Source organism: Chryseobacterium pennipullorum (assembly GCF_003384725.1).
In the GTDB taxonomy this organism is placed as follows: Bacteria; Bacteroidota; Bacteroidia; order Flavobacteriales; family Weeksellaceae; genus Chryseobacterium; species Chryseobacterium pennipullorum.
In genome coordinates this window covers 421,351-434,673 of record NZ_QNVV01000001.1, presented here as the reverse complement: position 1 = coordinate 434,673, position 13,323 = coordinate 421,351, and the positions used below count along the sequence as shown (strand labels likewise).

General features: G+C 39.1%; 13 protein-coding genes. 11 read left to right on the top strand and 2 right to left on the bottom strand.

Annotated features, from left to right (window positions below; all coding sequences use genetic code 11):
• The first annotated feature begins 62 nt into the window (after window positions 1–62).
• From DRF67_RS02015 to DRF67_RS01970, 11 genes are all read left to right on the top strand, one after another.
• Complete coding sequence (locus tag DRF67_RS02015) at window positions 63–827, top strand: hypothetical protein (RefSeq protein ID WP_123912695.1); 765 nt, start codon at window positions 63–65, stop codon at window positions 825–827.
• A gap of 115 nt (window positions 828–942) precedes the next feature.
• Window positions 943–1,746, top strand: coding sequence for a hypothetical protein (locus tag DRF67_RS02010; RefSeq protein ID WP_115926151.1), 804 nt, complete (start codon window positions 943–945; stop codon window positions 1,744–1,746).
• Window positions 1,747–1,953: 207 nt separating this feature from the next.
• Window positions 1,954–2,367, top strand: a complete 414-nt coding sequence (locus DRF67_RS02005; RefSeq protein ID WP_115926150.1) for a hypothetical protein — start codon at window positions 1,954–1,956, stop codon at window positions 2,365–2,367.
• Between the two features lie 279 nt (window positions 2,368–2,646).
• A complete protein-coding gene (locus DRF67_RS21425; RefSeq protein ID WP_165851724.1) occupies window positions 2,647–2,787 on the top strand; it encodes a bacteriocin-like protein in 141 nt (46 codons plus the stop codon).
• 173 nt (window positions 2,788–2,960) lie between these two features.
• Window positions 2,961–4,388 carry an adenylosuccinate lyase gene (purB, locus tag DRF67_RS02000; protein WP_115926149.1) on the top strand — a complete coding sequence of 476 codons (1,428 nt, stop codon included), beginning with the start codon at window positions 2,961–2,963 and terminating at the stop codon, window positions 4,386–4,388.
• Between the two features lie 51 nt (window positions 4,389–4,439).
• Window positions 4,440–5,405, top strand: coding sequence for a WG repeat-containing protein (locus DRF67_RS01995; protein WP_115926302.1), 966 nt, complete (start codon window positions 4,440–4,442; stop codon window positions 5,403–5,405).
• Window positions 5,406–5,420: 15 nt separating this feature from the next.
• The gene (locus DRF67_RS01990; RefSeq protein ID WP_115926148.1) at window positions 5,421–6,836 is read left to right on the top strand and encodes a serine hydrolase; all 1,416 of its coding nucleotides are present in this window, start codon (window positions 5,421–5,423) and stop codon (window positions 6,834–6,836) included.
• Window positions 6,837–7,014: 178 nt separating this feature from the next.
• Window positions 7,015–10,710 (top strand): phosphoribosylformylglycinamidine synthase, encoded by a 3,696-nt coding sequence (locus DRF67_RS01985; protein WP_115926147.1) that lies wholly within the window; start codon window positions 7,015–7,017, stop codon window positions 10,708–10,710.
• Window positions 10,691–11,104 (top strand): ribonuclease inhibitor, encoded by a 414-nt coding sequence (locus DRF67_RS01980; RefSeq protein ID WP_115926146.1) that lies wholly within the window; start codon window positions 10,691–10,693, stop codon window positions 11,102–11,104. The genes DRF67_RS01985 and DRF67_RS01980 overlap by 20 nt, the downstream gene beginning before the upstream one ends.
• Window positions 11,105–11,211: 107 nt before the next feature.
• Window positions 11,212–11,841, top strand: a complete 630-nt coding sequence (locus DRF67_RS01975; protein ID WP_115926145.1) for an SGNH/GDSL hydrolase family protein — start codon at window positions 11,212–11,214, stop codon at window positions 11,839–11,841.
• Window positions 11,841–12,173, top strand: a complete 333-nt coding sequence (locus tag DRF67_RS01970) for a gamma-glutamylcyclotransferase family protein (RefSeq protein WP_115926144.1) — start codon at window positions 11,841–11,843, stop codon at window positions 12,171–12,173. Before DRF67_RS01975 ends, DRF67_RS01970 begins: the two co-directional genes overlap by 1 nt.
• A gap of 92 nt (window positions 12,174–12,265) precedes the next feature.
• Here the strand turns inward: DRF67_RS01970 and DRF67_RS01965 are convergent, their stop codons facing one another.
• On the bottom strand, window positions 12,266–12,799 hold the full coding sequence (locus tag DRF67_RS01965) for a hypothetical protein (RefSeq protein ID WP_115926143.1): 534 nt from the start codon (window positions 12,797–12,799) through the stop codon (window positions 12,266–12,268).
• Between the two features lie 5 nt (window positions 12,800–12,804).
• Window positions 12,805–13,176 carry a hypothetical protein gene (locus DRF67_RS01960; protein ID WP_115926142.1) on the bottom strand — a complete coding sequence of 124 codons (372 nt, stop codon included), beginning with the start codon at window positions 13,174–13,176 and terminating at the stop codon, window positions 12,805–12,807.
• Window positions 13,177–13,323 lie beyond the last annotated feature (147 nt).

The window sequence follows — 13,323 nt, the reverse complement described above, 5'->3', positions numbered from 1 at the left end:
AATATTTTAAAAGAAAAATGATTGAAAAAAACTTTATAACAGCAATCTTACTTTTTTTAAGTATGAATTTGTGTGCCCAAGTTGGAATCAATACAAGCAACCCCCAGGGTGTCTTTAATATTGATGGGGCGAAAGATAACCCTGCAACAGGAACTCCCAACGCTTCCCAACAGGCCAACGATGTTGCGGTAACAACAGCAGGAAATATGGGTATAGGGCTTACTGCCCCTACTAATAAATTGCATGTCAATGGGACCAATCCATTACGCTTGCAGGGGCTTACTGCAGGAGCAATGTCGACAGATCTTCTGACAGTTGCGGATGCAAATGGAGTTTTGAAAACGGTAGGAACCCTTAACTCGCTCTCAATTCCTACAGCAGCAATTTTCAGACTTGCAAACTCACAGGCCAATTTTTTAAATGGTATTGCTGAAGGAAGTTCATCGGTGGTTCCTATGAGCATGATCAAAAACTCTATTGAAGGGATGTCTTATGATGCAGCCACTAGTACCATTACATTTCCTGCAGGTACCTATCAAATGACGTTTGTGTATGAAGCGACTCACAATGCAACGGGTTGTACGATCAGCTCTTATCTGGTCGATTTTCCTTTAAATGCATCGACGGTCAGAACTGTTAATACTGCCGAACACAATCAAGGGGGTACTTCCAATCATGGGGGCGCTATTGCCTATTCTACCGCTGTTCCCGCTAATACAACCTGGCAGATACGGTTAGGTAGAGGGCCTTCGGGAAATTGCAGCGGAGCTGGTATGGATTTAAAAAATACTTCGACACAACTTCTTGTGCTGAGGATTGGAAATTAAGTTGATTAAGCTTATACTTATAATAATATTATAAATTTTATTAATCGGAATTAAAGGCTTATTAATCTGGCACTCGATTTAAAATTAAAATACAATACTTTAAAAAATAAAGACAATGATAAAAATAAATTACTATCTGGTGGTGTTGCTTTTCTTAGGTACGGCTTTGTCGGCTCAAGTAGGTATTAATACAAATAATCCACAAGGTGTTTTCAATATTGATGGGGCTAAGGATAATCCCGCAACAGGTGCGCCTAATGCTACCCAGCAGGCCAATGATGTTGCGGTGACAGCTGCAGGGAATATGGGAATAGGAATTACAGTGCCTACAAATAAGTTGCATATTAATGCAACAAATCCATTACGTTTGCAGGGGCTTACTGCAGGAGTCGCAGCCACGGATCCTTTGGTTGTTGCTGACACGAATGGTGTTTTAAAAACAATAGGGACATTGGGTAGTTTATCAATTCCCATACCTGCTATTTTCAGGTTGGAAACTGCACAAAGTGATTTTTTAAGCGGACAGGGAATAGGAGGCTCACAGGCCGTTCCTATGTCGCTGGTAAAAAACTCCATTCCTGGTTTAACTTATGCCGGGAATACCATTACTTTTCCTGCAGGTACCTATCAGTTGACCTTTATCTATGAAGGAACCCATAATGCTGCCGGATGTACAGTCAGCTCTTATTTTATTGATTTTCCTCTTAATAGCGGATCGACAAGAATTCATAATACAGCATCTCATATACAAGGCGCTGCATCCTCTCACGGAGGAACTGTCACCTATGCAACGACGGTGCCGGCGGGCAGAAACTGGAGCATTCAATTGGGTAGAGGTCAATCCGGGAACTGTATGGGTGCTGGGATGACTTTAGCAGCTACCTCCACACAATTATTGGTGTTCAGAATTGGAGATTAAAGTAAAGAATCTTAAGCATAATCAACACATAATTTTCTATGATATGAAGCAAATAAAAATTGGTGAACAATAATTTTTTTTTAGAATATCAAAGACTAAAACCGAAAATAAAAGACATCATCTATTCATTATACAGTGACTTTTTTGTAACTTGGATGTTAATTAATAACTAATTTTTACCAACTGAAAACATTAACAAATCAAAATATGAGAAAATTTATTGTATTGAGCACATTATTCCTGAGTTCTTTAGCTTTTGCGCAGCAGAAAGCACCTATTGTGGGTGGTGACAGGGATGTACATGGATGTCTGGGTTCTGCAGGATATACCTATTCACAACTTAAGAATGACTGTATTAAAGTCTTCAAACAGAAAATCAAATTAAAAGAAGTGAATGCTGACAAAAGTTATACTTCAATGACGGCTGTTCTTTTCAGCAGAGATATGAAACGGGCTGAAATTTTCATTCCGGACGGGATCGCGAAAAGTATTATTCTGGAAAGAGAAGGAAAGAGTAAAATCTGGAAAAGCGGTAGCTATATCAAAGAAAGTTACGTCTTAATGCCTTACAAAAAAACCGGTTATCAGATTAAAAAAGATGATGTGGTCATTTATCGGTAGATCAATTATTTGAAAGATCGTTATGGCTGATGGTATTCTTATCTGTACGCATGGATTTGGAGAGAAAAGAAGAGCAGGATAAAGATAAAAGCTATCTCAGAAATGGGATAGCTTTTGTTTTTGGCCGTGGATGAGCTCATATTAGGAGGATATAGGGTAGGTAAGGTTTTTTATATCAGTATTTTATGTTTTTTTTATGTAAAAATAGGTATATTGCTATAACAAATTAAAGCAGTATCCGAAAAGCTAATAGAGTAGGAAAAACTAAAAAATGTAACTATGAAAAATCTGAAAAAACTTTCAAAAAAAGAATTGAAAACAATGCAGGGAGGTATTCCGATGTGTTTACCCGGGTACTTCTGGTGCTCATTCGTGAAAAAATGTATTCCTGTAGGATCACCATGCGGACTTATTGATTAATCTGACAGGGACAATGAACAAAAGATGTTATCTCAAATAGGGATAACATTTTTTTGTGATCATTCCAGATCGATAAAAAACCGGTAAAAAAGCGGTAGAAAAATCATGAAAACAGGATTTTTATCTCTCACTGAAAAACCGTATTTTTGTACATCTAAAAAGTAAAAGAACGAATGAATTCCTACAAAAATCCATTGGAAGAGCGCTATTCCAGTGAAGAAATGTTGTTTAATTTCTCACATAATAACAAATTCCGTACCTGGAGAAAGCTTTGGATCGCTTTAGCTGAGATCGAAAAAGACCTTGGTCTTGAAATTACAGATGAGCAGATTGCAGAACTGAAAGCACAAGCAGAAAATATCGATTACGATAAAGCCGCAGAATACGAAAAGAAATTCCGTCATGATGTAATGGCGCACGTTCACACCTATGGTGATGTGGCACCTTCAGCAAAGGGAATTATCCATTTGGGAGCGACTTCAGCTTTTGTAGGAGACAATACGGACCTTATTCAGATCCGTGACGGGCTTTTAATCTTAAAGAAAAAATTGGTTAATGTAATCAAAGGCCTGGCAGACTTTGCCATTCAGTATAAAGATCTTCCGACTTTAGGATTTACCCACTTCCAGCCGGCTCAGCTGACTACAGTGGGAAAAAGAGCTACCCTTTGGTTACAGAGTTTGGTTCTTGACATCGAAGAATTGGATTTCTTCCTGGAAACACTTCGTTTCAGAGGCGTAAAAGGAACCACGGGAACTGCCGCAAGTTTCCTTGAACTTTTCAATGGTGATTATTCTAAAGTGAAGCACTTAGATAAAGAACTTTCAAAAAGATTCGGATTCGAAAAAGTATTCGGAGTTTCCGGACAGACGTACGATAGGAAAATTGATGCTAAAGTGGTTGCTTTATTGGGAAATATTGCTCAATCCGCTCATAAATTCACCAATGACTTACGCCTACTTCAAAATCTTAAGGAAATTGAAGAGCCGTTTGAGAAAAACCAGATCGGTTCATCGGCAATGGCTTACAAACGTAATCCGATGAGAAGCGAAAGAATCGGGGCTTTGGCAAAATATGTAATGTCTTTGACAACAAGTTCTGCAATGGTAGCTTCCACACAATGGTTTGAAAGAACACTGGATGACTCTGCGAACAAAAGATTAACAATTCCTCAGGCATTTCTGGCAGTGGATGCCATCCTATTGATCTGGAACAATATCATGAACGGGATCGTTGTGTATCCGAACAGAATCAACAAGCATATTGAAGAAGAACTTCCTTTCATGGCAACTGAGTACATAATCATGGAAGAAGTAAAAGCCGGTGGTGACCGTCAGGAAATCCACGAAGTGATCAGAGTACATTCTATGGAAGCTTCCAAGAAAGTGAAAGTAGAAGGGAAAGAAAATGACCTGATCGAAAGAATCTTAAATGATGATTCTTTGAAATTAGACAAATCAAAATTAAAAGAAGTTTTAGATCCTAAGAACTTTATCGGGTTTGCCCCCATCCAGACGGAAGAATTCATTAAAAATGAAGTACAGCCGATTCTGGACCAGAATAAAGACCTTATAGGATTAGAGGCTGATCTTAAAGTATAAAACAATATGCAGTCCTTTGGGGCTGCATATTTTATTTCCATCAGGATTGCTATGAAAAAAATACTATTAGCCATTGTATTCATCCCCATTCTTTCTTTTTCCCAGGGAAAAGAAATTTTACATTATTTCAAAACCAGAGACTCTCTGGTTGGCGTAAAGAATAAAGCAGGAAAGATTATTGTTCCTGCAGAATTTAAGATTTATGGATACCTCAGAGACGGCGATCCTGTAGAGGGAGAGACCATTTTATTCGACGGTGAGAAAGTAGGAACGGCCTATGAGAAAAATACATGGGGATACGTGTATGACAGGCAGGGAAATTTTCTGTATAAGCCATTTTTGTATGACAATGGTCCGGATTACTTCTCGGAAGGAGTAAGACGGTTTGTTAAAGACGGGAAATTTGGCTTTGCAGACCGAAATGGAAAAACGGTGATTGAACCCAAACACAACTTTGCCTCTTTTTTCAATTACGGATATGCCTCTTTCTGTGATGGCTGTGATTGGGAAAAAACAGATGCTGAGCATAAAGCTATCGTAGGGGGAACCTGGGGCGTCATGAATGCTAAAGGGCAAACCGTACAGCCGCTTACCAAATACTCTGAAAATGATGTGGAGATCAACGGAAAGTATTATCCGAATCCTTTTCAGTACAATGACAAAGAAAAAAATATCCTTCAGTTTTTTGAGAAACAGAATAAGAAACTTTCAGATCTTTACTATGTGAACGTTTACAATAAGTTGTCAGAGAATGAGAAAAAACTGTTTTTTGAGATTGTAGAAAGACCTAAGGAAAATTTTCCATACTATCAGGTGAATACCTATGATTACAGAAAAAAGGATCTTGGAATGTTGTACCGCTTTAAATTTCTGGTTTCTGATAATGGCAAAATATTCTATGCCATTGATGATGTTGAGAAAAAAGTTCCTTTTGAAGAATGGTTTGAAAATGAAATGAAAGAAGCAAAACAATTTCAGAAAAAACATTCTGATAACCCAAACAAACTTAACCCATAACCTGAATTCAATTTAATGAGAAAGAGCATATTCGTACTGATCTTTGCCTTAGCATTTGTGAAGAATCATGCACAAACTGATAAAAAGGTTTACTCAATCATCGATGCAGCAGCTGAGAAGGTTGCAAAAGAGTCCAAAGCATACTCTGTTTCTGTCGGGATTATTAAAGACGGAAAAATGTATACCAAACACTTTGGCGAGATAGACAAAGGAAAAGGAAATAAGGCAGACAATAACACTTACTTTGCCATTGCTTCCATCACTAAGCTTTTTACAGGTCAGTTATTGGCTCAGGCAGTTCTGGAGGGAAAAGTAAATCTTAATGATGACGTACGAAAATATCTGAAAGGTTCCTATCCAAACTTAGAATATAACGGAGTTCCGATTAAAGTGCGTGACCTGATCTCTTATAAGACTGCTTTACCTAGAAACCTTCCCATTGATGATGAATTAAGGAAAAACATGACGGATGAAACTCCTTTTCTGTATGAGAAACTTGGTGAAGGATATACAAAAGAAGACTTTAAAAAAGATCTGGCAAACGTCAGATTAGATATGAAGCCCGGAACAGAATATAAATACAGCAATTTAAGTCTTGAAATGACAGGCCTTATGTTGGAAAATATATATGGAAAAAGCTATGAAACCCTTTTAAAAGAAAACATCTTTTCAAAAAACGGGATGACTCATACCAAACTTGAACTTGGAAAAAATGACGTACCAGCCAATGGATATCATAATAATGGCCGACTGATGCCGGTCCCGAAAAGCCTTCTATGGGGCGCAGGAGGTGCCAAAACCCAATCTACAATGGGAGATATGATGAAGTTTTTGAAAGAAGAGCTGGATTCAGAAAATGAAATAGTACAGGAGTCTCAAAGAAATATAGACAACAGCAAAGAAGGCTGGTCTGGATATTTCTGGGATACATACATGATCACAAAATATGGGAAAAGAGGATTTAAGCATGGAGGATCCTATGGAATAAATAGCTTGTTTACCGTATTTCCCGATTTGAATATTGGAGTCTGTATTATTGTAAATATTAACGGACCGGAAACATTTGGTCAGCTTTATGACGGGACCACCAGCTTGGTGGAGGATCTTACTTCAACGTCAGATAAGAAGCAGGTATATGGATATACCGTAAAAGGAGATAAAGTGGTTTTCTCTTATACACATCCTGTAAATTTAGACGCTGATCTTTTCGTAGCAGGAAGTTTCAATAACTGGAATCCTGAAAATAAGGAATATCAAATGGTAAAAAAGGATAAAAACCGTTATGAATTGGAGATCCCGGTATCTCAGTTTGAAAAGGGAAAAATCTATTCTTTCAAATTTGTATTGAATAAAGAAGAATGGATAGGAGCCTCTAAAAATGCATCTAATAACGACGGTACCAAAGATAATAACCTGTCACTGATATTATAGGAAAAAGATTGAGGGTAAAGAACGTAAAAAAGAGTAAATTTGTACTCCAAAATAAAGGTGCTGACAACACCAAAAAAAGAGCGGCCGGTATAGAAAGAACATAGGATCATCATCTGACAGGTGCGCTGAACTCAGAAAGTAAAAGAAAAATAAATCTAATATTAAAATCTGACATCTAATGTCTAATAACAAAAGAATTTTCGTAGAAAAAAGAGGAATTTTCGATGTGGAAAGTCCAAAAATTTTTGATGAAGTAAAAGCAGTTGTTCCGGAGGTTCAAAGCGTAAAGGTCTACAATGTGTATGACATTTTCAATTTGAATGAAGGAGAATTCGAAAAAGTAGTAAATAATACTTTTGTAGATCCTGTTACGGATATCTTACATACAGAAAACCCTGCAAAAAGCATCCATTTCGCTATGGAGTTCCTGCCAGGTCAGTATGACCAGAGAGCAGACTCTGCAGAACAATGTATTGCTTTGCTGACGGAAAATGAGAAATCAAAAGTAAGAAGTGGAAAGCTGATCGAATTTGAAGGAGTATCCGATACCGATTTGGTAAAGATCAAGGATTTGCTTATCAACAAAGTAGAGTCTCAGGAAAAAGATCTTTCCATTCTGGATATCCCTGCCGATGAAATACCGTCAAAAGTAATCATCCACGAAAACTTCATCAGTTATAATGATGCTGAACTCGAGAATTTTTACAATAATCATGGTTTTGCGTTAGGACTGGATGACCTGAAATTTATTCAGGAATATTTCAGAACCGAACAGAGAAACCCTACGGAAACAGAACTGAAAGTATTAGACACCTATTGGAGTGACCACTGCCGTCATACGACGTTCGAAACACAGCTGTCAGACATTCAGTTTGAAGGACAGTTCAAACATACATTGGAAACCATTTTCAATGACTATATCGAAAAAAGAAAATTCTTAGGCCGTGAGCTGAAGCCGATTTCCCTGATGGATCTGGCTACGGTATGTGGTAAATATTTCCATAAAACCGGAAATCTTGATAACCTGGTGATCTCAGATGAGATCAACGCCTGTACCATCCAGATTGAAGCAGAATATGATGGTAAAAAAGAACCATGGTATCTGTTGTTCAAAAATGAAACCCACAATCACCCTACGGAGATTGAACCTTTCGGGGGAGCATCAACCTGCCTGGGAGGTGCCATCAGAGATCCGTTATCCGGAAGATCTTTTGTATTCCAGGCCATGAGGTTAACAGGAGCCGCTGATGTTTTAGAATCAGTAGACCAAACATTGCCAGGTAAATTGCCTCAGAAAACCATTACCAAGCAGGCTGCCAACGGGTACTCATCCTATGGTAACCAGATCGGTCTGGCAACAACAATGGTTTCTGAAATCTATGATGAAGGCTATAAGGCCAAAAGAATGGAGGTTGGTTTCGTTACCGGTGCTGTACCGGTAGACTGGGTGAGACGCGAGAAGCCGGCTAATGGAGATTCCATTATTATTTTAGGAGGGGCTACCGGCCGTGATGGTGTTGGTGGTGCCAGCGGAAGCTCGAAAGAGCAGGATGAAACCTCTATCCACACCATGAGCTCTGAAGTTCAGAAAGGAAATGCTGTGGAGGAACGTAAGATTCAGAGGCTGTTCAGAAATCCTGAACTGACAAAGCTGATCAAAAAATCAAATGACTTTGGTGCAGGAGGTGTATCTGTTGCTATCGGTGAAATTGCAGACTCCCTGGAGGTGAACCTGGATGTATTGCCTTTAAAATATGAAGGACTGAACGGAACTGAGCTTGCCATTTCTGAATCTCAGGAAAGAATGGCCGTAGTGGTAGACCCGAAAGATAAAGATCAGTTTATCAGATTCTGTGAAGCGGAAAATATTGTTGCGGTAGAAGTGGCCAAAGTAACCGACTCCGGAAGAATGCAGATGTTCTGGAAAGGAGATAAAATTGTAGATCTTTCAAGAGAATTTCTGGATACCAACGGATGTTCAAAATCTCAGGTGGTAAAAATCAACCACCTTGAAGAAGTAAAAGAAGAAGCCAAAGCATTCACGAAAGACAATTTCCTGAATATACTAAAAGATAAAAATGTTGCTTCCCAAAAAGGGTTGCTGGAAATGTTTGACTCTTCAGTTGGAGGAACAACAGTAGCCATGCCTTTAGGTGGGAAATATCAGCAGACGCTGATGGAGGGAAGTGTTCAGACATTACCCGTTCTGGGAGCAAAAGATATCAAAACTGTTTCTCTGGCAAGCTGGGGATTCGATGCTGAAATTTCCAAACAAAACTCATTATTGGGAGCGTCTTATGCAGTGGTAGAAAGTGTTGCAAAGATCGTTGCCATGGGGGGAGATTATAAGAATATAAGATTAAGCTTCCAGGAGTATTTTGAGAAACTGGGTCAGTCTCCTGAAAAATGGGGTAAACCTTTAGCTTCCCTGTTGGGAGCTTATGATGCTCAGATCAACCTGGGCCTTGCAGCCATTGGAGGGAAGGACTCCATGAGTGGGACCTATCAGGATCTGAATGTTCCACCTACGTTGATTTCTTTTGCTTGTGCCAATGGTGACAAGCAGAATATCATTTCTCCTGAATTTAAAAATGCAGGCAATAAGCTGTATTTATTCAATCATATTCCTCAGGAAAATGGCCTTCCCAACTATAATGCTTTAAAAGAAGTTTTTGAATTCATCTTCGAACACATCAAAACCGGAAAAATTGTTTCCGTAAAAACAGTGAAAGAAGGTGGAGTAGCGGTGGCATTGGCAAAGATGAGCTTTGGAAACAGATTGGGAGCAGAGATCAATGCGGAAGAAAAAGCGCTTCTTGCAAAGAATATAGGAAGCCTGATCATCGAAGTAAAAGAAGAAGTAAGCTCAACGGCTCTTCAACTGATCGGTGAAGTGAAAGATTCCGGTGTTGTAAAGATCAACGATCTCGAATTCAGTATTATGGATCTGCAGGAGGCCAATACAGGTACATTTGAGGCTCTTTTCCCAACCGTGGAAAAAGAAAAAATTACCGTTGATATTGATGCAGCTCAAAACTCTATCAATCCAAGAAATATTATCATTAAAAAACATGGTATTGCCCAACCGAAAGTTTTTGCTCCGGTATTCCCCGGAACAAACTGTGAGTACGATACCCTGAATGCATTTCAGAAAGAAGGAGCGGTAGTCAGCAGCCTGCCATTAATCAATATCAGTCATCAGCTGCTGGAAGATAGCATTGATGCTTGGGTGGAAGAGATCAGAACCTCACAGATCTTAGCGTTCTCAGGAGGTTTCTCGGCAGGTGATGAACCCGATGGGTCTGCAAAATTCATTGTTAACGTTCTGAAAAACGAGAAAATGAGAAATGCAGTGCACGAATTGTTAGACAGAGACGGGATGATTATCGGGATCTGTAACGGATTCCAGGCCCTTGTAAAATCAGGGCTGCTGCCTTACGGAAGAATCAAGGATCTGGATGAGAATTCACCAACTCTGGCGCACAATGCTATCAGAAGACATATTTCTCAGATGGTCACTGTAAAAGTGGTGAATGACGAAAGTCCGTGGCTGAAAGGAATGAAAGATCAGACGTTTACCATTCCGATCTCTCACGGTGAAGGACGTTTCATGGCTTCGGACGAAGAAATCAAAAAACTTTACGAAAACGGACAGGTAGCGACCCAATATATCGACTTTGATGGAAACATTGCCCATGGAATGCCGTTCAACCCGAATAATTCATTGTTCGGAATTGAAGGAATTACCAGCCCATGTGGAAAGATCTATGGAAGAATGGGACACCCGGAACGTTTTACAGACGGTCTGATGAAAAATATACCTACTGCGAATTATCACAATATATTTAAAAACGGTGTTGAATACTTCAAATAAGAATAACAGAAAAATGATCGTCATCCATGGCGGTCATTTTTCATCTTTGAGAGGTTTCTATGATGAAGTTTCCAGGCTAATGATGAAAGACACAGATTGGAAGGTAGGAACCCTTGATGGCTTTGACGATATCCTTTATGGAGGTTTCGGAGTCTTTGAAAACAATGAGGAAATTGACATGGTGTGGGAAGAATCGGAGAAGTCACAGGAAGACCTGGGGGATAGGGCAACCCGTGCTTTTTATCAGAACAAAATAACACAAGGGAAGCCCTTCAATATAGAGCTGATGAAGCAAAAACTTAATGATCTGAATACAGGAAAAGGACAAACTCTGTTTGATATCCTGGTTGAAATTATACGATCCCATCACAATATTACGTTGATCCTACGGTAACGAGCAATATCATATTGTCAATAGGGTCTTACGTGGGCATCACATTTTACATACCTTTATTCTTAATTTTACGCGACTAAAGGTCAACAGAAAGAATTGATTAATACATGAAGAAAATTACATACGGGCTGTTCTTCGGAGACAGCATCACTTATGGAGAATATGATGGAGTGTTTGGCGGCTGGGTAGATATCCTCAAAAGATATGCCCTGCAGCAGTTTCATAGGGGGGACGGTGATGAGCTTATCCTGTTCAATCTCGGTATCGGAGGTGAAACTACAGAAGGACTGATGAAACGGATGCCCCATGAATTAACAGCCAGGAACTCTCCGGACGGTAATCTTGTTTTTATAGCTTATGGAGCTAATGATCTGGCTGCAAAAAATGGGAGACAGATGGTGGATCCTGAAAAATTTAAAAAGAATATCGAAAATGCAGTTCGACAGGCAAAGCAATTTTCTGATGACATTTACCTGATCAGTATTCTTCCCATTTCCCAAAAAATTGATGGAGTGATTGTCAATTCTGGGAAACTAAGATCCAATGAAGAAGTGATTCGTTACAATCATATTCTTAAGGATATTGCAGACAAAGATTCACTGACCTACATCGATTTTTATTCAGCTTTTTTCAAAGATAAAGAGATTCTGCTTTCTGCAGATGGTGTTCATCCCAACGAAAAAGGATATGGAATAATGGCCGAAACCGCAATGCCAATCATAGAAAAATATATCTGATGCCTTATCTCTTTTCTTACGGAACCCTGCAGATGGAGCAGGTGCAGCTTGAAACTTTTGGAAGGGCTCTGAGTGGGCATAAAGAAATTCTGGTGGGATATATTCTGAATCATATCGAAATTACGGACCCCGAAGTGTTACGCAAAAGCAATCAGAAATACCATCCCATTGTACAGCTTTCAGATAATACAGAAGATGAAGTGGAGGGAATGCTCTTTGAAGTCACTGAAGAAGAAATACTTCAGGCTGATGCATATGAAGTGGATGATTATCACAGAATAGAAGTCGTTTTTAAGTCCGGAAAAACCGGATATATCTATATGGGAAAGTAGTTTTTTGAGTCCATAGAACAGCAGATAATTAAAAGCCTGATAATACAATATATTACCAGGCTTTTTAATGTATAGTATACAATATGTTCAGATTATTGAGTGGTAATCCACATATCCCCGCCAAACGTCACAGCTTCTGCATGAAGAGTATAGTTGACTCCGTTTGCAGAACTGTTAACATCCAGTATCGTAGGCATCGACGGATTACAGTTTTGGAAAAATCCGATCGATCCGCCTAAGGTAGGTATCATAGGGCCTGGATTATTAGGATCCCTGAGTGAAAACTTAATGTAATGCCATCGGCTTACCGTTGCTACTACCGGAGGAATCTGGTTCGCTGCACCACCTGACCACAAATCGATAGGATAAGGATGTGGCGGGTTAGATGTAGACGTAGAAGCTGCAAATGTAGTATATGTAGTGAACCCTCCGGGTGGCAATACTGTGGATGGTGACAGGGCCTGCATACCACTGGCGCAGTTCACCGTTGTTGTAAAAATCGTATAACTCAGATCCAGGCTGTGATTGGTATTGTCATTGAATATATGCAGATTTCCCGAGCCGTTCTGTGCGAAGGCAGAAGCACCTGTACTTAAACCAAGAATTAGGGTAAATATTTTTTTCATGCTGATTAGTTTTGAGGAATGGAGTTGGTCTTGCTGATCTTGTCATTGTAAACTTTTACTGCCCAGGTAAGGATTTTATCCCGGTCTCCATGGGTCGTATTGGTAATTTCCTGGTCACTAGCCCCGGTAGATTTAATCAGTTCCAATGCAGACGGAATAAGGATATCTTTACGGCGGTCACTAAGCTCCAGAGATTTCTGATGTCTGATCTCTTCTGGAGTGGCACGGTTTTCAGGGTTTGAAAGACTTTTGACAGACCTTTCAAAATTTAAAACTTCAGGACTCTTTCTTGCCTCAATGGTACTCATTGCCGTGGATTCATTATTACAGGAAATGGATAGAGCAAGCATCATGACATACGCTAATTTGGTTTTCATAGGTATAGATTGTTGTTAGTTCTCCAAATGTATTAATTTTATTTATATCATTTAGTAGTGATTAATAAATTATTTCTACAAATATTAATTTTATAGTATTTATTTCGTTTAAACTGATGAAAATATTCATAAGTTATTTTTTTATGC